This window comes from Pseudomonas sp. NFACC25, assembly GCF_900100935.1.
GTDB classification, from domain to species: Bacteria; Pseudomonadota; Gammaproteobacteria; order Pseudomonadales; family Pseudomonadaceae; genus Aquipseudomonas; species Aquipseudomonas marginalis.
The window spans coordinates 54,300-74,172 of sequence record NZ_FMUC01000005.1; the positions used below are offsets into that span (position 1 = coordinate 54,300).

The following is a 19,873-nucleotide window of genomic DNA, read 5'->3' on the forward strand; positions in this document are numbered from 1 at the left end:
TCCACACCGCACCCCGGAGCCATGATGAAAAACGCCTATGTCCCCCTCGCCTGGTTTGTGATCCTCGGCTCCATGCTGGCCGCCGCCAGCGGGCTCTCGCTGGTGCTGGTGTGAACGCCCCGCTGCTGTTCAAGGAACCGGGCATGGTGCTGCATCGCGTGCACCACCAGATCCTGCGCAGCCATCACCTGTTCGAACCGCTGAACGACGAAGAACTCGACGAGCTGATGGGCAACAGCCAGTTGCTGAGCATCGACAAAGGCGAGCCGCTGTTCCGCCAGGGCGAATCGGCCGAGGCGTTTTACTTTGTGATCGCCGGTGCGGTGAAGGTCTACCGTTTGACCCCCGACGGCCAGGAGAAGGTCTTCGAAGTGATCGGCGAGCGCCAGACCTTCGCCGAGGCCATGATGCTGATGGACACCCCCAACTACGTCGCCTGCGCCGAAGCGGTGTGCCCCACCCAGCTGTACCGTTTGTCCAACGCCACCTACATGCGCCTGCTGCACAGCAACAGCCGCCTGACCTTCGCCCTGCTCGGCACGTTGTGCGTGCGCCTGCACCAGCGGGTCAACGAGATCGAGACCCTGTCGCTGAAAAACGCCACCCACCGCGTGGTGCGCTACCTGCTGACCCAACTGATGCGCCTGCACAGCACCGACGCCACCTTCGAACTGCCCATGGCCAAGCAGTTGATTGCCGGGCATCTGTCGATCCAGCCGGAGACCTTTTCGCGGATTATCCGGCGCCTGATCGATGAAAAGATCATCACCCAGGACGGACGTCAGATCGCCATTCTGGACCGGCTGCGCCTGGAGCAATTCGAGTGAAAACCTGCCTGTATTGCCAGCAGCGCAATGCCGACAAGCACCAGCAGTGCACGGATTGCGGCATGGCCCTGCCCGCCTCGGACGCCGGCGTGCAGGCCCTTCGCTTGCGGCGTTTCCAGTGGTTCTGCCTGAGCCTGACGCTGTTTTGCATCGCGATGTTCTTCTGGTTGCCCCGCGACTTCTACTGACCTTCGGTCAGTTGCCGGTACAGCTGGGGCAACCGCAGCGGCAACTGCTCCGGCTGACGGATCAGGGTGTAGCCATGGGCACCGAACATGTAGGGCAAGTAATCCCCGGCCTGTCTGTCGATGGTGATGCAGAACGGAATCAGGCCCTGGCGCCGCGCCTCGGCCACCGCCTGGCGGGTGTCTTCGACCCCGTAGCGGCCCTCATACAGATCCAGGTCATTGGGTTTGCCATCGGTCAGTAGCAATAACAACTTGCGCCGCTGTTTGCACGCGCCCAGCAACTGGGTGGCCTGGCGAATCGCGGCGCCCATGCGCGTGTAGTACCCCGGTTTGAGGGCCTGGATACAGCCACGCGTGCGGTCGTCATAGACTTGCTCGAAGGTCTTGAGCTGGTGCAGGCGCACCTGATGGCGGCGCAGGGACGAGAAGCCATACAACGCAAACGCATCCCCCAGCCCGTCCAGGCTTTCGCCGAACAGCAACAGGCTGTCGCGGATCACGTCGATGACCTTTTGCTCGTCGTTCAAATGCGCGTCGGTGGACATCGACAGGTCCGCCAGCAGCAGGCATGCCAGGTCGCGTCGGGTGTGACGTTGCTCCTGGTACAAGCCGCGTTCGGTGCAGGCGCCGTGTTGGCGTTGCGCCTGGAAATCCACCCAGGCTTGCAGGTCCAGCTCCGCGCCCTGGGGTTGCCGGCGCAGCCATTGGCGGTCGGTGCGCAGCTGCTGGAATTGACGGCGCAGGCGCTGGGCCGGGCCGAGTAATCGGGCCGGTAACGGTTGCGGTGCATCGGCACGTGGCTGCATCAGCTGCAGATTGACGAAACCGGGTCGAAGGCATTGTTGGCGGTAGTCCCACTCGGGCAGCTTGATGCCCTCGCCGAGGGGGATGTCATCCACATCGGCGGGCGGCAGGTCGAGGTGCAGCTTCAAGCCGCCACTCTTGCGCACGCGCTGGCGCGACAGGCTCAACTGGTCGAGGTCTTCGGCGACGCGGACGGCGTCCGGGTCCTCACTGTCGTCGGCCCAGCGATCGAGGTCGACGTGCTCGGTCCAGCTGAACAGGTTTTCCAGGCGCACCACCAGCAGGCCGCCATCACGGCTGTGATCATCCACACGGCCGGCACGTTTGGGCGCGCCCTGCTGCTCCCCGGACGGGGTGGCGAGGTCGTCGCCGTCGTCTTCAAGATCGAGGGCCTGGGGCGTGTCCAGGTGCAACGGCGGGTACAGCCATAAGGGCAACGGCCAGGCAGCGCGTTCGCTGCGGGGCAGATGGCGCACGCTGCCGGGCTCGCGCAGGGCCTTGCGCAGGGCTTTTTCCAGGGCGGCTTCAGCGGGGCTCAGGCTGGCCGGGTCGGGGCGCAGCGTGATATGGGCGTCCACCAGGCGCTGGTAGCTGGGCAGCAGCGCCGGGTAGCGTTGCAGCAGCAGCCAGGTCCAGCGCTGGTTGTCCCGGGCCCAATGGGTCATGGGGCCTGCATGGGCGGCCAGCAGCGCCAGCCAGCGGTACAGCTCCCGGTTCAAGGCGACGGTGGGGTACACCGCCAGGCTCGACGGCAGGCGTAGACGGTTGCCATCGCAGGAGGCCAGGGGTGCATGCTTGCAGGTGCCGGCGATGCGCATCAACAGGTTGCGGCGCAGCAGCAGGTCGCGTTCGCTGGCGGCTTCGAGGGCGATCCCGCTGGCACCGCCCAGGGCGCGAAACAATACGGCGAGGCTGCGCTGGCGGTCGACCAGATCGACCCGCGCGTGCGGAAAATCGACACTGGCGCGGCGGGTGATAAAGCGGTGCCAGGCACTGCCGACCCATTCTTCCAATTCAAGGGTAAAGGCCATGGGATGGGCTCCAACTGTTTGATGTTTGACAGGCACACTGCAGTCAAAATGTGGGAGGGGCGGTGCGACGATTCGACTTGCTCCCGTGGCGGCCTTCGGGCCGACCATGTCGTTGGATTTGATTGAGTACATATCCGTTGCTGCGGTAACGGCGGCTTAGGGTTCCGCCCTTACGGCGGGTCACTTTTGGAAAAGAGCCCCAAAAGTAACCAAAAGGGCTCTTGCCCCAACACTCGGCACCTCGCCTAGGCTCGGTGTGCCCGAACGAAGGCTGGAATCCGTGGGCCGCCGTCATGGGCCATCCCTGGCCCAGGACGGCTAACCCGGCGTCCTGCCGGGTTACCCACGGATTCAAGCCTGCGTTCGGCCAGCGTGTTTGACGGGGCGCCTAGGATCAAGATCAAAAGCCAGAGCAAAAGCAGAGCAAAAGCAGACCGAGTTCTAGCTGATATGTGGAGATCCAAATGTGGGAGGGGGCTAGCCCCCGATGAGGGAGTGTCAGTTGATGGATTTGGTACTGACCCACTGCAATCGGGGGCAAGCCCCCTCCCACATTTACCGAGTACACCAGGCACAACTCCGGTCGGCTCTAAGGCCGCCGCGCTTTGGCTCTTGATCTAAAATCGCCCCGTCAAACACGCTGGCCGAACGCAGGCTTTGGAGCGTGGGTAACCCGGCAGGACGCCGGGTTAGCCGCGCTGGGCCATGGATGGCCCATCGCGGCGGCCCACGCTCCAAAGCCTTCGTTCGGGCACACCGAGCCTAGGCGAGGTGCCGAGTGTTGGGGCGAAGCGTTTTTGGTTACTTTTGGCGCTCTTCCAAAAGTGACCCGCTGTAAGAGCGGAACCCTAAGCAGCCGTTACCGCAGCAACGGATATGTACTCCCCCCCAAAAAGCGGTCGGCCCACAGGCCGCCATCGGGGGCAAGTCGAATCGTCGCACCGCCCCTCCCACATTTGGACCGCGTTACCTTCAGTAGACGATCGGTACCGGTGCTCCAGCCATCCGGGCGCGTTGCCGGAAGCTGCACAGGTAGCAGGCCAGCCCGAGCAGGAACACCACCCCACTGACCAACCGCGCCCAGAACAGTCCCTGCAAATGCTCCACCGTGGCCATGAACGGCAAGGCCACCCCATCCACCTGCCAGCGTTGCAGCCAGACCTGCACGGCCCCGGCGGCGGTGAGGAACAGCGTGATCATCACCATCGACAGCACCATCATCCAGAAGCCCCGGATTTCGAGGGTCTGCGAACGCGCGTCCGGCGCTTCACCGATACCGCGCAGGCGGGGCATGGCGTAGCTGATCAGGGTCATCACGATCATGGCGTAGGCACCGAAGAACGCCAGGTGCCCGTGGGCGGCAGTGAGTTGGGTGCCGTGGGTGTAGAAGTTGACCGGTGCCAGGGTGTGCAGGAAACCCCACACGCCCGCGCCGAAGAACGCCGTGACCGTGGTGCCCTTGGCCCACAACGTGGCCGCGCGGTTAGGGTGCTGGCGCCGACGTTGCTTCACCATGGTGAAGGCGAACATCACCATCGCCAGGAACGGCAGCGGCTCCAGGGCCGAGAAGATCGAACCGACCCACAGCCACACCTCGGGCGCGCCGATCCAGAAGAAGTGGTGACCGGTGCCGATGATCCCGGTGATCAAGGCCATGGCGATGATCACGTACAGCCATTTCTCCACCACTTCACGGTCGACGCCGGTGACCTTGATCAGCACGAAGGCCAGCATCGAGCCCATGATCAGCTCCCACACGCCTTCGACCCACAGATGCACCACCCACCACCAGTAGAACTTGTCCCGCGCCAGGTTGCCGGGGTTGTAGAAGGAGAACAGGAAGAACACCGCGAGGCCGATCAGCCCGGTCATCATCACCATGCTGACGGTGGTCTTGCGGCCCTTGAGCAGGGTCATGCCGATGTTGTACAGAAAGCCCAGACACACCACCACGATGCCCATTTTGGTGATGGTCGGTTGTTCCAGGAACTCACGCCCCATGGTCGGCAGCAGCTCGTTGTGGGTCAACTTGGCCAGCGCCGCATACGGTACCAGCAGGTAGCCGAGGATGGTCAACACCCCGGCGGCGGCGAACACCCAGAACAGGACGATCGCCAGTTTCGGGCTGTGCAGCTCGCGTTCGGCCTCCTCGGGCACCAGGTAGTAGGCCGCGCCCATAAAGCCGAACAGCAGCCACACGATCAGCAGATTGGTATGGACCATCCGCGCCACGTTGAAGGGGATCAACGGGAACAGAAAGTCGCCGATCACGTATTGCAGGCCCATGATCAAACCGAACAGCACCTGACCGAGAAACAGGATCAGGGCGAACACAAAGTAGGGTTTGGCCACGGCCTGGGATTGGAATTTCAAGTATGGATTGGCACTGCGCATGGCTCAGCCCTCCTTGTTCGGTGGCCAGTTGTTGGTATTGATCTTCGAGCTCCATTTGAGGAACTCGGCCATATCGTCCACCTCCTGGTCGCTGAGATTGAATTGCGGCATGGCCCGTCGCCCCGGTACACCCAGGGGCTGCATTTTCATCCAGGCATGCAGGAACGGCTTGAACCCTTCTTCGCCGCCCCGGCGCTTGAACACATTGCCCAGCTCCGGCGCGAAATAAGCGCCCTCGCCCAGCAAGGTGTGGCAGCCGACGCAGTTGTTGCGCTCCCAGACGCCTTTGCCGCGCACGACAGATTCGGTAAGTTGGTCGACGTTGCTGCGGGCGGGAAAGGTTTGTTCGGTGTGGTAGGTCAGGGCCAGGAAAATCAGGAAGAAGAACACGCTTCCTCCGAAATAGATATTCCTGGCCATGCCCTTGGTGAAGGTCTCTGACATGGTCGCTTCCTCATGGCTTGGCCAGGGAATGATAGGGAGGTGGGGGGTGGAAACTGCTTGATGGCGATCAAGAATTGTTGATGGTTTTGGTGGGGTATTTTTTTGGGGTTGGGTTGGGTACATATCCGTTATTTAGGTAACGGCGGCCTATGGTTCCGCTCTTACAGCGGGTCACTTTGGAAAAGAGCCCCAAAGTAACCAAAGGGCTCTTGCCCCAACACTCGGTGCCTCGCCTAGGCTCGGCATGCCCTCACTCCGGCTTGAATCCGTGGGCCGCCGTCATGGGCCATCCTTGGCCCAGGACGGCTAACCCGGCGTCCTGCCGGGTTACCCACGGATTCAAGCCTGCGTTCGGCCAGCGTGTTTGACGGGGCGCCCAGGATCAAGATCAAAAGCCAGAGCAAAAGCAGAGCAAAAGCAGAGCAAAAGCAGAGCAAAAGCAGAGCAAAAGCAGGCTGAGGCCTGCCTGCTGGATGGAGATCCAAATGTGGGAGGGGGCTTGCCCCCGATGAGGGAGTGTCAGTTGATGGATTTGGTACTGACCCACTGCAATCGGGGGCAAGCCCCCTCCCACATTTTTAACCGAGTACACCAGACCCAACACCGGTCGGCTCTAAGGCCGCCGCGGCTTGGCTTTTGATCTGGAGTGAGGGCATACCGAGCCTCGTAAGCAGCCGCTACGCAAATAACGGATATGTACTCAGTAAAGCGACCACAACCACCCCCCACCCCAGCATCAAAAATCTCCACAACACTGGCCCACGCCGCAACGCCATAAACCCATCCACAATCACCCACCCCTTGACCACCGCCAGCAGCAACACCGCCCACCACAACCCGGACGCCCCCGTCAGCACAGTGCCAACGCTCAGCACCACCAACATCAGCCAACACAGGATCAGCGTCCGGGAACCCGTCATACACACCTCAGCGAATCACATAGACCAGCGGAAACAACACCACCCACACCAGATCCACCATGTGCCAATACAGCACCCCCGACTCCAGCCCGCCGACCGACAGCCCGCCGCGCCAGCAGCCCAGCGCCAGCCACCCGAGAATCACCATCCCCAGCAGCACATGCAGGAAATGAAACCCCGTGAGTATCCAGTACAAGGTAAAAAACGTGCCGTGCTCCAGGCCCAGTCCGGCAGCGCCCAGGTGGGCGTACTCGCCAAGCTTGATCCCCACATACACCAGCGCCACCAACAACGCCGCGACGAACAAACCGGCGCCGCGTCGCCGGCACTGCAATCGCACCTGCTGCACCGCCAACGCGGCCAACAAGCCTGCGGTCAGCAGGCTCAAGGTCATCGCCAACCCGGTCGAGGTATCCAGCTGTGCGCGCCCGGCGGCAAACAGCTCGGGCTTGAGCGCCTGGGTCACGGCAAACGTGAGGATCAGAATCGCGAACACCAACAGCTCGGCGAGGATAAAAAACCACATCGCCAGGTCGCCTGGCAGCCGGCGCGGTTCAGGCAAAGTGCACATCCACCACGTCCATCAGCGCGGCGACGGTCTGCGGGTCGTCGCTCAGCGGTTCGGCCAGGCACGCCAGGCAGGCTTCGCGTGGGCTCATGCCGGCGCCGATCAGGCGGGCGGTGAAGATCAGCAGCCGGGTGGAGGCCACCTCCTCCAGGTCATGCTGGTCAAGCCGACGCAGCGCCTGGCCCAGGCGCACGACCTGGGCGGCCAGCGCCACATCCACACCGGCCTCGCGGGCGACGATGCGTTCTTCGTCGGCCACCGGCGGGTAACCAAACCGCATCGCCACGAAGCGCTGGCGGGTGCTGGGTTTCATGCCCTTGAGCAGGTTCTGGTAGCCGGGGTTGTACGACACCACCAGCATGAACGACGACGGCGCCTTGAGCACTTCGCCGGTGCGTTCCAGGAACAGTTCGCGGCGTTCATCGGCAATCGGGTGCAGCACCACGGCGGTGTCCTGGCGCGCTTCCACCACTTCGTCGAGGTAGCAGATCCCGCCTTCGCGCACGGCGCGGGTCAGTGGGCCGTCCTGCCACCAGGTGCCGTCGGTGCCGATCAGGTGGCGGCCGAGCAGGTCGGCGGCGCTGAGGTCGTCGTGGCAGGCCACGGTGTACAGCGGCAGGTTCAGGCGGTGCGCCATGTGCTGCACGAAGCGCGTCTTGCCACAGCCCGTGGGGCCTTTGATCAGCACCGGCAGGTGGTGGCGCCAGGCGTGTTCGAACAGCTGCTGTTCGTTATCCAGCGGTTGGTAGAAGGGCTCGGTCATCACGCGTACTCGCAACGGGTTCAGCCCCCACGCTAAGGGCCCCTGCGACAACCTGGCAAGCACGTACAACGGCAAACTTGATCGCCGTCAAGCGAGCCTTGCGCGACTGCAACATAGTCTTGCCTGGCACTAAGAACCTGCGCTCTACCCCGCCTTCGCCGGGCATCGCAAAGGTCTTGCCTGAGGAGATATGGAATGCTGACTCGCAACAGAAAACCCTGGGTCCTGAGTCTTGCCAGCCTGAGCTGCGCCCTGGCCCTCGCATTGCCCATCAACGCCCATGGCGACGCGCCGACCGGGATGGTGAAAAGCCCCGGCGCGCCGGATATGAGCCAGGCTGAGTTCGACGCCTCCAAGCAGATTTACTTCGAACGCTGCGCCGGCTGCCACGGTGTGTTGCGCAAAGGCGCCACCGGCAAGCCGCTGACCCCGGACATCACCCAGGCCCGTGGCCAGGCGTATCTGGAAGCGCTGATCACCTACGGTTCCCCGGCCGGCATGCCCAACTGGGGCACGTCCAATGCGCTGACCAAGGCGCAGATCACCAGCATGGCCACCTTCATCCAGCACACCGCGCCCACCCCGCCGGAATGGGGCATGGCCGAAACCCTCAAGACCTGGAAAGTGCTGGTCAAGCCCGAAGACCGGCCGAAAAAACAACTGAACACCCTCAACCTGCAAAACCTGTTCTCGGTCACCCTGCGCGACGACGGCAAGATCGCCCTGGTGGACGGCGACACCAAGCAGATCATCAAGCTGATCGACACCGGTTACGCCGTGCATATCTCGCGTATCTCCGCGTCTGGCCGCTACCTGCTGGTGATCGGCCGCGATGCCAAGATCGACATGATCGACCTGTGGCCCCTGGAGCCGACCAAAGTCGCCGAGATCAAGGTGGGCATCGAGGCCCGCTCGGTGGAGACTTCGAAGTTCAAGGGCTACGAAGACAAGTACGCGATTGCCGGTTCCTACTGGCCGCCGCAGTTCACCCTCATGGATGGCGAAACCCTGGAGCCCAGGCAGATCGTGTCCACTCGGGGCATGACCGTCGATAAGCAGGAATACCACCCCGAACCCCGCGTGGCGGCGATCATCGCCTCCCACGAGTGGCCGGAGTTCATCGTCAATATCAAGGAAACCGGCAAGGTGATGCTGGTCAATTACCAGGACATCAAGAACCTCACCATCACCACCATCGACGCCGCGCCGTTCCTGCATGACGGCGGCTGGGACAGCACCCACCGCTACTTCATGACCGCCGCGAACAACTCCAACAAGGTCGCGGTGATCGACTCCAGGGAGCGCAAGCTCACCGCGTTGGTGGAGGTCGGCAAGACCCCGCATCCCGGCCGTGGCGCCAACTTCAATCACCCAAAATATGGACCGGTATGGGCCACCAGCCACTTGGGCGACGGCGGTATTTCGGTGATCGGCACCGACCCGGTCAAGCACCCGCAATACGCCTGGAAACAGGTGGAATCCCTCAAGGGCCAGGGCGGCGGTTCGCTGTTTATCAAGACCCACCCCAACTCCCATCACCTGTATGTCGACACCACCCTCAACCCCGACGCCAAGCTCAGCCAGTCGGTGGCGGTGTTCGACATCAACCAGTTGGACAAGGGCTACACCGTGCTGCCGATTGCCGAGTATTCGGGCATCAAGCAAGGCGCGCTGCGGGTGGTGCAACCGGAATACAACAAGGCCGGTGACGAGGTGTGGTTCTCGGTGTGGAACGGCCAGACCGAAGAGTCGGCGCTGGTGGTGATCGATGACAAGACCTTGAAGCTCAAGCAGGTGATCCGCGACAAGCGCCTGATCACGCCGACCGGAAAATTCAACGTCTACAACACCCAACACGACATTTATTGAGCCCCATCAACACGAGGTCACCGAATGAAAAATATGCTCCTCGCACTGCTGGCATCCGCCGCTGCGCTCAGCCTGCAACCGGTGTTGGCACAAGACGGCCCGGGGTTGTTCAACAGCAAACCCTGTGTGGGCTGCCACACGATTGACAGCAAACTGGTGGGGCCGGCCTTGAAGGACGTCGCCGCCAAGAATGCCGGCGTGAAAGACGCAGCCACCACCCTGGCCAGCCACATCAAGAACGGCAGCCAGGGCAACTGGGGACCGGTGCCGATGCCACCGAACCAGGTCACCGATGATGAAGCCAAGGTGTTGGCCGATTGGGTCCTGACCTTGAAATAAGCACAAGGAGCACGCCATGCAAGCATCGATGATCGGTACGGCCATGGCGCTGCTCCTGCTGATTCCCGCGCGGGCAGCGGCCACCCCGGACGCTGCCCGCCTTGAACACCTGTTGACCCAGGATTGCGGGGCCTGCCATGGCCTGCACCTCACCGGCGGCCTGGGCCCGGCCCTCACACCGCAAGCCCTGGCCCACCACAGCCGCGACAGCCTGATCGCCACCGTGACCTACGGCCGCCCCGCCCGCGCCATGCCCGGGTGGGGCCCGCTGCTGAGTGCCGGCGATATTGCCTGGCTGGTCGACCGCCTATTGCAAGGAAGCCCCCCACCATGATGCGTCCCACCCTGTTATCCCTGTGCCTGTTGCTGGGTGCCTGCGCCCAACCTGCATTGCGCGGCAGCGGCGACCTGGGCCTGGTGATCGAACGCGCCAGTGGCAGCGTGCAGATTATCGAGAGCACCGGCATGACCGAACTGGCCCGTATCGAGGGGCTGGGCGACCTGTCCCACGCCTCGGCGGTGTTTTCCCGCGACCAGCGCTATGCCTACGTGTTTGCCCGCGATGGCGGGCTGACCAAGATCGACCTGCTGCGCCAACGCATCGAGCGGCGCATCGTCCAGGGCGGCAACAGCATCGGCGGCGCCATCAGCCAGGATGGGCGCCTGATCGCTGTGTCCAACTACGTGCCGGGCGGGGTCAAGGTGTTCGACGCCGAGAACCTGGCACTCATTGCCGACATCCCCGCGACGGAAATGGCCGATGGCAAGCGCTCGCGGGTAGTCGGCCTGGTGGATGCGCCCGGGCAGCGCTTCGTGTTCAGCCTGTTCGACACCGGCGAGATCTGGAGCGCCGACTTCAGCCACGGCAACCCGCCGCGCATCACCCGCTTCAAGGACGTCGGCGAGCAACCCTATGACGCGCTGATCACCGCCGACGGCCGCTACTACATGGCCGGGCTGTTCGGTGAGGACGGCATGGCCCAGCTCGACCTGTGGCACCCGGAGCGCGGCGTGGTGCGCGTACTCAAGGACTACGGCCGGGGCCAGGCCAAGCTGCCGGTGTACAAGATGCCCCACCTGGAGGGCTGGGCCGTCGCCGATGACCAGGCGTTCGTGCCGGCGGTTGGACGTCACCAGGTGCTGGTGATGGACGCGCGCACCTGGCGGCAGACGGCGGCGATCCCGGTGGCCGGGCAGCCGATCTTTGTCACTGCGCGGCCCGACGGGCGCCAGTTGTGGGTCAACTTCGCCTACCCGGACAACGACCGGGTGCAGGTGCTCGACACCGAAACCCACCAGGTGGTCGCCGACCTGCGCCCCGGCCCCGGTGTGCTGCACATGGAATTCACCGGGCGTGGCGAGCAACTGTGGCTGTCGGTGCGCGATGGCGAACAGTTGCAAGTGTGGGATCCGTACCGCCTGACCCTGCTGAAAAGCCTGCCGGCCCGGAGTCCCAGCGGGATTTTCTTCAGCCTGCGCGCGCAAAAAATGGGGTATTGAAATGGACCTTGATTCGCTCAGCCAGCAATTGATCGAACGCTTCCAGCACGGCATGCCGCTGTGCGCCGAGCCCTACCGCGAAATGGCCCAGGTGCTGGGCTGCAGCGCGGCCGAGGTGATGGCCTGCCTGCAACGCCTGGAACTGGCCGGCGCCTTGTCGCGCATCGGCCCGGTGTTCGAACACTCCCGCGCCGGCGCCAGCACCCTGGCCGCCCTGGCGGTGCCGATCGAGCGCCTGGAACAAGTGGCCGCACGGGTCAGCCAGTACCCGGAGGTCAATCACAACTATGCCCGCGAGCACCGTTACAACCTGTGGTTCGTGCTCACCGGGCCCCACCGCCAGCACCTGCAGCAGATCCTCGACGAGCTGGAGCAAGACACCGGCCTCACGCCCCTGGACCTGCCGATGCTCACCGCCTATCGCATCGACCTTGGATTCTCCCTCGGAGAGCAGCCGTGATCGCGCCACTGAACCACGAGCAGATGCTCGACCTGCGCCAGTGCCTGGAGCGCGGCCTGCCCATCGTGCCACGGCCCTACGACGAGCTCGCCGAGCAGATCGGTGCCCACCACGATCAGGTGCTGCAACAGATGCAGCAATGGCACGACCAGGGCCTGTTCCGTCGCGTCGGCCTGGTGCTCAATCACCGCGCCCTGGGCTATGTGGCCAATGCCATGCTGGTGCTGGATGTGCCGGATGCGCTGGTCGATGAAGTCGGTGCGCGCCTGGGCCGCGCGCCCGGCGTAAACCTGTGTTACCAGCGCCCGCGGCGCCTGCCGCAGTGGCGCTACAACCTGTTCTGCATGGTGCACGGGCGCGAGCGCGCGGTGGTCGAGGCGCAGATCCAGGCGTTGCTGGAGCAGCATCTGCTCAGCGACTTGCCCCACCAACTGCTGTTCAGCACCCGCGCCTTCAAGCAATGCGGTGGGCGTTTCGCGCCGCCGCCGTCACAGGTATGGGCCCATGGATGAGCTGGATCGACAACTGATCAACCGCCTGCAACACGGCCTGCCGCTGGTGCGCAAGCCCTGGCAGCAGGTGGCCGAGGAACTGCATTGCCCTGCGAGCGAACTGCTCGACCGCCTGCACGACTTGCTCGAAGACGGCATGCTCACGCGCTTCGGCCCGATGTTCGATATCGAGCGTCTCGGCGGCGCTTTCACCCTCGCGGCGCTCGCCGTACCCGAGGCGCGCTTTGATGCGGTCGCCGAGCAGCTCAACGCCCTGCCCCAGGTGGCCCACAACTACCGCCGCGAACACCGCTGGAACATGTGGTTCGTGCTGGCCTGCGCCACCGCGCAGGAGCTGGCCGATACCCTGTCGTGCATCGAGGCCCTGACCGGGCTGGCGGTGCTCAACCTGCCGAAGGAGCACACCTACCATGTCGGTCTGTATTTCCCGGTCTGACAACACCCTGGCCCTGCAACTGGTCGCCCTCACCCAAAGCGGCCTGCCGCTGGTGGAGGACCCATGGGCCTGGCTCGCCGAGCAACTGGGCATCAGCGTCGAGTCGACCCTCGACCTGCTCAAGCGCCTGCAGGCCGAAGGCGCGATCCGGCGTATCGCCGCGGTGCCCAACCACTACCGCCTGGGCTATCGGCATAACGGCATGACGGTGTGGGACGTGGCCGATGTGCACCTGCCGCGCCTGGGAGAACTGCTCGGCGCCCAGCCGTTTGTCAGCCATTGCTACCGTCGCCCCCGGCGCCCGGACTGGCCCTACAACCTGTTCGCCATGGTGCATGGCCGCAGCCGCGAAGAAATCGACAGCTACCGCGAGCACCTGCGTTTCCTGCTGGGGGAGGCCTGCCGCGCCGACGAGATGCTGGTGAGCAGCCGCATCCTGAAAAAAACCGGCCTGCGCCTGACGCCGGCGCACTCAAAGGAATAGCCCATGCTGCGAATCAGTCAGTACCTGCGCACCCTCGCCGGTCAATGCCCGCCGCCGCGCACCTCGCCCCCTGGCAGTGAGCGGCCGCCGGTGGTGATCTGGAACCTGCTGCGGCGCTGCAATCTCACCTGCAAGCACTGCTACGCCACCAGCGCCGACAGCGTGTTTCGCGATGAGCTCGACACCCCGGCAGCATTGCGGGTGATCGACGATTTGCACGACGCCGGGGTGCGCGTGTTGATCCTGTCCGGGGGCGAGCCGCTGCTGCGCAAAGACCTCTTCGTGCTGAGTGCCTATGCCCGTGACAAAGGTTTTTTCGTCGCACTGTCGACCAACGGCACGCTGATCGATGAGCACAACATCCAGCAGATCGCCGACGCCCGTTTCGACTACGTGGGCATCAGCATCGACGGCCTGGAAGCGACCCACGACGCGTTTCGCCAACTGCACGGCAGTTTCCAGCGCTCCATGCACGCCATCCGCCTGTGCCGCGAAGCCGGGATTCGCGTGGGCCTGCGCACCACCCTGACCCAGGACAACCATGGGCAGCTGCCGCAGTTGCTGGCGCTGATGCGCACCTATGACGTGCAGAAGTTCTACCTGTCGCACCTCAACTACAGCGGGCGCGGCAAACGCAGCCGCCAACTGGATGCGCACCGGCAGATGAGCCGCGAGGCCATGGCGCTGATTTTCCAGCAGGCCTGGAGCGATATTCAACACGGCGTGGACAGCGATTTCGTCAGCGGCAACAACGACGCCGACGCCGTGCTGTTGCTGCAATGGGTGCACCAGCACCTGCCCGAACACTACCCGCAGCTTGAACACCTGCTGCATGCCTGGGGCGGCAATGCCTCGGGCAGCGGCATCGCCAATATCGACAACACCGGCGAGGTGCACCCGGACACCTACTGGTGGCAGCAATCGGTGGGCAATGTGCGCAACACCACCTTCCGCCAACTCTGGCTGGAGCAGCCCGACCCGTTGCTGCTGCGCCTGCGCGAACACCCGCGCAGCATTGGCGGGCGCTGCGCCGAGTGCCGCTGGCTGGCGATCTGCAACGGCAATACCCGCACCCGCGCCTGGGCCGATGGCGACCTGTGGGGCCCGGACCCCGGTTGCTATTTCAGCGACGCCGAGATCGCGCGCCAGCCCCTCAACCTGATCCCTTGCTCGACCACCCGGTGACACAACCGGGGGCCGCCTACCTGATGATGAACCAAGGACGTCCCATGCACACTTCAACTGCCCACTTCTCCACTGGCCTGCCAGCCAGTCTGCACAGCCCCTTGCACCCCGGCGAAGTCGCGTTGGTGGGCGCCGGCCCCGGTGACCCGCGCCTGCTGACCCTGCGCGCCTGGAGCCTGTTGATGCAGGCCGACGCGGTGGTGTTCGACCGGCTGATCAGTGCCGAACTGCTCGCGCTGATCCCGTTGACCTGCGCCCGTCATTACGTGGGCAAGGCCAGCGGTTGCCACAGCCTGCCCCAGGATCAACTCAATGAACTGCTGGCTGAGTTGGCCGACCAGGGCCAGCGGGTGGTGCGCCTCAAGGGCGGCGACCCGTTTATCTTCGGGCGCGGCGCCGAGGAGCTGGAGTACCTGCTCGCGCGCGGTATCCCGTGCCAGGTGGTGCCGGGCATCACCGCCGCCTCCGGCTGCAGCGCCTATGCCGGTATCCCGCTGACCCACCGCGAGCTGGTCAATTCGTGCCGTTTCGTCACCGGCCACCTGCAACGCGACGGTGCGTTGAAACTGCCATGGGCCAGCCTGGCCGAGCCGAGCCAGACCCTGGTGTTCTACATGGGCCTGTCGAACCTGGCACTGATCGCCGAGCATTTGGTGGCGGCCGGTTTGCCCGGGGACACACCGGCCGCCCTGATCAGCAACGGTGCACGCGCCGATCAACAGGTGGCCCGTGGCACCCTGCGCCAGTTGCCCACCCTGGCCGCCGACTGCGAACCCTGCGTACCGACGCTGACGGTGATCGGCCACGTCGTCAACCTGTTTGCCGACGCCGCCCTGCACTTCCCCGCCAGCCTGGCACCGGCCCGTGAAGCGGTGGCGGTATGAAACGCCTGCTGCTGGTGCCGCTGCTGTGGGCGACGGCCGCACACGCTACGCCCGCGCAGGACTACCGCCAGTATTGCGAAAGCTGCCACGGGCTTAATCGCATCGGCGCCACCGGCCCGGCGCTGCTGCCGGAGAGCCTGGGGCGAATCAAGCCGGATGAAGTGCGCAAGGTCATCGAACAAGGCCGGCCCGCCAGCCAGATGGCCGCGTTCAGTGCGCAACTGAGCGCCGCGCAGATGGATGGGCTGGCGCAGTTTCTGCAACAGCCGCCTGACTCACCGGCGACGTGGAACGAGCATGACATCCGCACCAGCCACAGCGTGCTGGCGGACCTGCGCCAATTGCCGAGCACGCCGCAACATCACGCCGACCCGCTCAACCTGTTTGTGGTGGTGGAGTCCGGCGACCATCACATGGATATTCTCGACGGCGACACCTTTGCCGTGCTGGACCGTTTCCCTACCCACTTCGCGGTGCACGGCGGGCCGAAATTCTCCCCGGACGGACGCTTTGTGTACTTCGCCTCGCGGGACGGCTGGATCAGCCAGTACGACCTGCACAACCTCAAGTTGATCGCCGAGATCCGCGTGGGCCTCAACACCCGCAACCTGGCGGTGAGCAAGGATGGCCGCTGGGTGCTGGCGGGCAATTACCTGCCGGGCAACCTGGTGCTGCTGGATGCGCGCGACCTGTCGCTGGTCAAGACCCTGGACACCGGCTCACGGGTCAGTGCGGTGTACACCGCGCCACCGCGCAACAGCTTTATCGTCGCGCTCAAGGACGTGAACGAGGTCTGGGAATTGTCCTATGCCGATGCTCGGCCCAGTTTCGAGCCCCGGCGCATCCAGGCCCAGGATGTGCTCGATGACTTCTCGTTCTCGCCCGATTACCGCCAACTGATCGCCACCTCACGCAAGGCCGGCGGCGGCCAGGTGATCGACCTGGGCAGCGGCCGCGTGGTCACCGATATCCCGCTGTCCGGTATGCCGCACCTGGGCTCGGGAACGTATTGGCAACGCAACGGACAATGGGTGTTTGCCACGCCGAATATCAGCAAGGGGCAAATCTCGGTGATCGACCTCAAGACCTGGAGCCTGATCAAACAGATCCCCACCCTCGGGCCGGGCTTTTTCATGCGCAGCCATGTGAACTCGCGCTATGTGTGGAGCGACGTGTTTTTCGGGCCGGACAATGATGCGATTCACCTGATCGACAAGCAGACCCTCGAGATCGCCCACACCCTGAGGCCAGTGCCGGGCAAGACGGCAGCCCATGTGGAATTCACCCGGGATGGGCGGTATGTGTTGCTGAGCATCTGGGCCACGGAGGGGGCGCTGATTGTGTATGACAGCCAGACGCTCGAGGAGGTGAAGCGCATTCCCATGAATAAGCCGTCGGGCAAGTACAACGTGGGCAATAAGGTGGAGTTTGCGGAAGGGACATCGCATTGAACACGGGTGACAGGCAGGAAGCGGCCAGGTCGTAGAGCGCATGGGCACCGCCGGTCCCCTGTGGGAGATGTCGAGCTTCAGCGAGGCTTCGATGGCGGTGGCACTGCCGGCAGAGATGTTGGCTGACCCACCACTATCGGGGGCAAGCCCCCTCCCACATTTGGTCGCGGTTGGCAGGTAGAAAGTGGCCCGGCTGTAGATCTGATGGGCGCCGCTGATCCCTGTGGGAGATGTCGAGCTTTAGCGAGGCTTCGATGGCGGCGGCACAGCTGGTAGAGGTGTTGGCTGACACACTGCTAACGAGGAGTGTCAGACGGTACGGGAGAATTGGCCTTTGTGGGCGCCGCCCAGGTAGGCGTCGAAGGCCATGGCCACGCTGCGCACCATCAGTTGGCCCTTGGGCAGCAGTTGCAGCGCGTCGTCCTGGACCAGTAATAAGCCGTCCGCCACTTGCTCGTCCAGCTGCGTCAACGCTTGGGCAAAATACTCATTGAACCGAATGCCATGGGCCGCTTCCACCTGGGCGACATCGACGCGGCCGTCGCACATCAACCCATTGATCACCTCGCGGCGCAGTACGTCATCGGGGTTGAGCCGGTAACCGCGCTGCACCGGCAACATGCCCGCATCGATGCGCGCGTAGTACTGGGACAGCTCCTTGACGCTCTGGCTGTAGCTGTCGCCGACCTTGCCGATGGCCGATACGCCCAGGCCGATCAGGTCGCAATCGGCATGGGTGGAGTAGCCCTGGAAGTTGCGTTGCAGGCTGCCGTTGGCGCGGGCCAGTGCCAGCTCATCGTCGGGCAGGGCGAAGTGGTCCATGCCGATGTAGATGTAACCGGCCTCGGTGAGGCGGCGAATGGTCAGTTCCAGCAGCTCCAGCTTGCGCGCCGGGGGGGGCATGTCTTCGGGACGGATCATGCGCTGGGCGCGGATCTGGCTCGGCAAGTGTGCGTAGCTGTAGGCGGCCACGCGGTCGGGCCGCAGGGCGATCAGCTTGCTCAAGGTCACGTCGAAGCTGGCCACGGTTTGCATGGGCAGGCCGTAGATCAGGTCGACACTCACCGACTTGAAGCGTGCCTCGCGGGCCGCCGCCACCAGTTGCAGGATCTGCGCTTCGCTTTGCACGCGATTCACGGCGGCCTGTACGTCGGGGTCGAAGTCCTGCACGCCGAAACTCAGGCGATTGAAGCCCAGGCGGCGCAGGGTGTTGATGCGCTCGAGGCTGATGGTGCGCGGGTCGACCTCGATGGAGAACTCATGGGCGTCGCTGTCATCCAGGCTGAAGTTGTCCGCCAGGCAGGCCATCAGTTCGGCCAGTTGCGCATCGTCCAGATACGTCGGGGTGCCGCCGCCCAGGTGCAACTGGGTCAGGCGCCGCGAGCGCTCGAACAACGCGCCCTGCATCTGGATCTCGCGCTTGAGGTACGCCACATACTCGACGGCGCGATGGGTCTTGCGGGTGATGATCTTGTGGCAGCCGCAGTAGTAGCAAAGGCTCTGGCAGAACGGAATGTGGATGTACACCGACAACGCCTTGGGCGCGGCGAGTTGGTGACTGGCGCGCACGGCCTGGTGATAGTCGTCCAGGGCAAACGCGCTGTTGAACTGCGGCGCGGTCGGGTACGAGGTGTAGCGCGGCCCCGGGCGGTCGTATTTGTGCACCAGGGCACGGTCGAACTCAAACGCCGTCATGGTCGATCACCTCGTCGTTGGCGCTGACGGGGGTGGTCAGGGGCTGGGTGACGTACAGACGCGCCGGGTCGGCGGTTTCGTGAAACCCGCCACAACAGGTGGCGAGCTGGCCGTTGCTCAGCTGAGCGCAGTACTCACGGGCATCCAGGGTGTTCTGGACACACAGCGTGTCGATCTGGCTGATGGCCCCCAGGCCAAAGCCGATGTGATCGCAGTAGCCGTGCAGGGTGAAGCCTTCGCAATTACGGCTGAGGCGGCCGCGCTCCTGGGCCTGTTTGAGGTCATCGTCGGTGCGGGCGAACTGGCCCAGGCCGATGTAGTGGTACCCGGCGGCGGCCAGGTGTTCAAAGCCGCTGCGGCGCATCGCGCGTTTATCCGCCGCGCTGCAAAACGCCTGGGATTGCCGGCCCTGGTAGCGCACCGGTGGCTGGGCGTAATCGAACAGTTGCAGGCGGTCAGGCTCCAGGGCAATCAGGCTGGCCAGTTTCTGCTCGAAACTGGCCGGCGTCTGCCAGGCATGGCCGTAGCCGAGGTCGATGTTCACTGAGCGAAACCCGAAGGTCCGCGCCGCATCCACCAGCGACTCGATGGGCGCCGGGTCCTGATAGCGTGCCTGGGACAGCGGCCCGTCCCGGTTGGCGTCGGGCACGCCGATGCTGGCGTGGTTGAAACCCTGGTCGCGCAACAGGCCCATGGTGGCCCAGTCGATGTGCCAGGGGTCGAGGTCGATTCGGTAGTCGCCACGGTCGTGGTCGAGAAAGTTGAAGCGGCTGTGCAGGTGTTCCAGCACCGTGCACACCTGCTCGATCGTCGGTGTGGTGCCGCGCAGGTGAAAGTGCTCGACTGGTTGGCGCGGGCCGAGCTGGCAGCCGATCAGCTGGATTTCCTGGGTGAGGCTCTGCAGGTACTCAGCGCCGGCATCGCTTGCCGGCCAGTGCAGGTTCAGCGCCAGGGGCCGCTGGCGCTGGCGGCTGTCGCGCAGGGCGCGCAGCAGGTCGAGGGAGCCGACGCCGGCATGGAAGCGGCGCGTGTCCGTCTGGCACGCCAGGTCCAGCACGCCCTGGTCCTGACGAAAGCGGGTGGGATGAAGATGGGTGCGCATGGCGAACTCCGGAACGG

At 64.3% G+C, this 19,873-nt stretch carries 21 protein-coding genes; 13 read left to right on the forward strand and 8 right to left on the reverse strand.

Annotation, left to right across the window (positions count from 1 at the left end):
• Positions 1 to 143 precede the first annotated feature (143 nt).
• Together BLQ09_RS13605 and BLQ09_RS13610 are read left to right on the forward strand one after the other, a co-directional pair.
• Positions 144 to 827 carry a Crp/Fnr family transcriptional regulator gene (locus BLQ09_RS13605; protein ID WP_027607189.1) on the forward strand — a complete coding sequence of 228 codons (684 nt, stop codon included), beginning with the start codon at positions 144 to 146 and terminating at the stop codon, positions 825 to 827.
• A complete protein-coding gene (locus tag BLQ09_RS13610; RefSeq protein WP_027607190.1) occupies positions 824 to 1,015 on the forward strand; it encodes a hypothetical protein in 192 nt (63 codons plus the stop codon). The genes BLQ09_RS13605 and BLQ09_RS13610 overlap by 4 nt, the downstream gene beginning before the upstream one ends.
• Here BLQ09_RS13610 and BLQ09_RS13615 read toward each other — a convergent pair.
• The 6 genes from BLQ09_RS13615 to BLQ09_RS13660 form a co-directional block, all read right to left on the reverse strand.
• Positions 1,009 to 2,850, reverse strand: coding sequence for a nitric oxide reductase activation protein NorD (locus tag BLQ09_RS13615; RefSeq protein WP_027607191.1), 1,842 nt, complete (start codon positions 2,848 to 2,850; stop codon positions 1,009 to 1,011). The genes BLQ09_RS13610 and BLQ09_RS13615 overlap by 7 nt on opposite strands.
• A 972-nt stretch (positions 2,851 to 3,822) precedes the next feature.
• The gene (locus BLQ09_RS13635) at positions 3,823 to 5,244 is read right to left on the reverse strand and encodes a cbb3-type cytochrome c oxidase subunit I (protein WP_027607192.1); all 1,422 of its coding nucleotides are present in this window, start codon (positions 5,242 to 5,244) and stop codon (positions 3,823 to 3,825) included.
• Positions 5,245 to 5,247: 3 nt separating this feature from the next.
• On the reverse strand, positions 5,248 to 5,688 hold the full coding sequence (locus tag BLQ09_RS13640) for a c-type cytochrome (RefSeq protein ID WP_027607193.1): 441 nt from the start codon (positions 5,686 to 5,688) through the stop codon (positions 5,248 to 5,250).
• Positions 5,689 to 6,365: 677 nt separating this feature from the next.
• Positions 6,366 to 6,608: a cytochrome C oxidase subunit IV family protein gene (locus BLQ09_RS13650; RefSeq protein WP_027607194.1), complete on the reverse strand. Its 243-nt coding sequence runs from the start codon at positions 6,606 to 6,608 to the stop codon at positions 6,366 to 6,368.
• Positions 6,609 to 6,615: 7 nt separating this feature from the next.
• On the reverse strand, positions 6,616 to 7,179 hold the full coding sequence (locus tag BLQ09_RS13655) for a cytochrome c oxidase subunit 3 (protein WP_027607195.1): 564 nt from the start codon (positions 7,177 to 7,179) through the stop codon (positions 6,616 to 6,618).
• Entirely contained in the window at positions 7,163 to 7,939 is a 777-nt protein-coding gene (locus tag BLQ09_RS13660) for a CbbQ/NirQ/NorQ/GpvN family protein (protein WP_027607196.1), read from the reverse strand. Before BLQ09_RS13660 ends, BLQ09_RS13655 begins: the two co-directional genes overlap by 17 nt.
• 300 nt (positions 7,940 to 8,239) lie before the next feature.
• Between BLQ09_RS13660 and BLQ09_RS13665 the strand changes: the two genes are divergently transcribed.
• Genes BLQ09_RS13665 through BLQ09_RS13715 form a run of 11 tightly spaced genes read left to right on the forward strand, consistent with a single transcriptional unit; the run spans position 8,240 to position 17,059 of the window.
• Entirely contained in the window at positions 8,240 to 9,808 is a 1,569-nt protein-coding gene (locus BLQ09_RS13665) for a cytochrome D1 domain-containing protein (RefSeq protein ID WP_223841643.1), read from the forward strand.
• A 24-nt stretch (positions 9,809 to 9,832) separates the two neighbouring features.
• The gene (locus BLQ09_RS13670) at positions 9,833 to 10,147 is read left to right on the forward strand and encodes a c-type cytochrome (RefSeq protein ID WP_027607198.1); all 315 of its coding nucleotides are present in this window, start codon (positions 9,833 to 9,835) and stop codon (positions 10,145 to 10,147) included.
• 16 nt (positions 10,148 to 10,163) lie between these two features.
• The gene (locus BLQ09_RS13675) at positions 10,164 to 10,481 is read left to right on the forward strand and encodes a c-type cytochrome (RefSeq protein ID WP_027607199.1); all 318 of its coding nucleotides are present in this window, start codon (positions 10,164 to 10,166) and stop codon (positions 10,479 to 10,481) included.
• The gene (locus BLQ09_RS13680) at positions 10,478 to 11,647 is read left to right on the forward strand and encodes a cytochrome D1 domain-containing protein (protein WP_092357326.1); all 1,170 of its coding nucleotides are present in this window, start codon (positions 10,478 to 10,480) and stop codon (positions 11,645 to 11,647) included. The genes BLQ09_RS13675 and BLQ09_RS13680 overlap by 4 nt, the downstream gene beginning before the upstream one ends.
• A gap of 1 nt (position 11,648) precedes the next feature.
• Entirely contained in the window at positions 11,649 to 12,107 is a 459-nt protein-coding gene (locus BLQ09_RS13685; RefSeq protein WP_027607201.1) for an Lrp/AsnC family transcriptional regulator, read from the forward strand.
• On the forward strand, positions 12,104 to 12,619 hold the full coding sequence (locus tag BLQ09_RS13690) for a siroheme decarboxylase subunit beta (protein ID WP_027607202.1): 516 nt from the start codon (positions 12,104 to 12,106) through the stop codon (positions 12,617 to 12,619). The genes BLQ09_RS13685 and BLQ09_RS13690 overlap by 4 nt, the downstream gene beginning before the upstream one ends.
• Positions 12,612 to 13,055 carry an Lrp/AsnC family transcriptional regulator gene (locus BLQ09_RS13695; RefSeq protein WP_092357328.1) on the forward strand — a complete coding sequence of 148 codons (444 nt, stop codon included), beginning with the start codon at positions 12,612 to 12,614 and terminating at the stop codon, positions 13,053 to 13,055. The genes BLQ09_RS13690 and BLQ09_RS13695 overlap by 8 nt, the downstream gene beginning before the upstream one ends.
• Positions 13,030 to 13,539, forward strand: a complete 510-nt coding sequence (locus tag BLQ09_RS13700) for a siroheme decarboxylase subunit beta (protein WP_027607204.1) — start codon at positions 13,030 to 13,032, stop codon at positions 13,537 to 13,539. Before BLQ09_RS13695 ends, BLQ09_RS13700 begins: the two co-directional genes overlap by 26 nt.
• A 3-nt stretch (positions 13,540 to 13,542) precedes the next feature.
• Positions 13,543 to 14,724, forward strand: coding sequence for a heme d1 biosynthesis radical SAM protein NirJ (gene nirJ / locus BLQ09_RS13705; RefSeq protein ID WP_027607205.1), 1,182 nt, complete (start codon positions 13,543 to 13,545; stop codon positions 14,722 to 14,724).
• A gap of 44 nt (positions 14,725 to 14,768) precedes the next feature.
• On the forward strand, positions 14,769 to 15,608 hold the full coding sequence (cobA, locus tag BLQ09_RS13710) for a uroporphyrinogen-III C-methyltransferase (RefSeq protein WP_092357330.1): 840 nt from the start codon (positions 14,769 to 14,771) through the stop codon (positions 15,606 to 15,608).
• Positions 15,605 to 17,059, forward strand: a complete 1,455-nt coding sequence (locus tag BLQ09_RS13715; protein ID WP_092357332.1) for a nitrite reductase — start codon at positions 15,605 to 15,607, stop codon at positions 17,057 to 17,059. The genes cobA and BLQ09_RS13715 overlap by 4 nt, the downstream gene beginning before the upstream one ends.
• A gap of 309 nt (positions 17,060 to 17,368) precedes the next feature.
• Here the strand turns inward: BLQ09_RS13715 and hemN are convergent, their stop codons facing one another.
• Positions 17,369 to 18,754, reverse strand: a complete 1,386-nt coding sequence (hemN, locus tag BLQ09_RS13720) for an oxygen-independent coproporphyrinogen III oxidase (RefSeq protein WP_092357334.1) — start codon at positions 18,752 to 18,754, stop codon at positions 17,369 to 17,371.
• Positions 18,741 to 19,856: an oxygen-independent coproporphyrinogen III oxidase gene (locus BLQ09_RS13725; RefSeq protein WP_081744468.1), complete on the reverse strand. Its 1,116-nt coding sequence runs from the start codon at positions 19,854 to 19,856 to the stop codon at positions 18,741 to 18,743. Before BLQ09_RS13725 ends, hemN begins: the two co-directional genes overlap by 14 nt.
• Between the last annotated feature and the right edge of the window lie 17 nt (positions 19,857 to 19,873).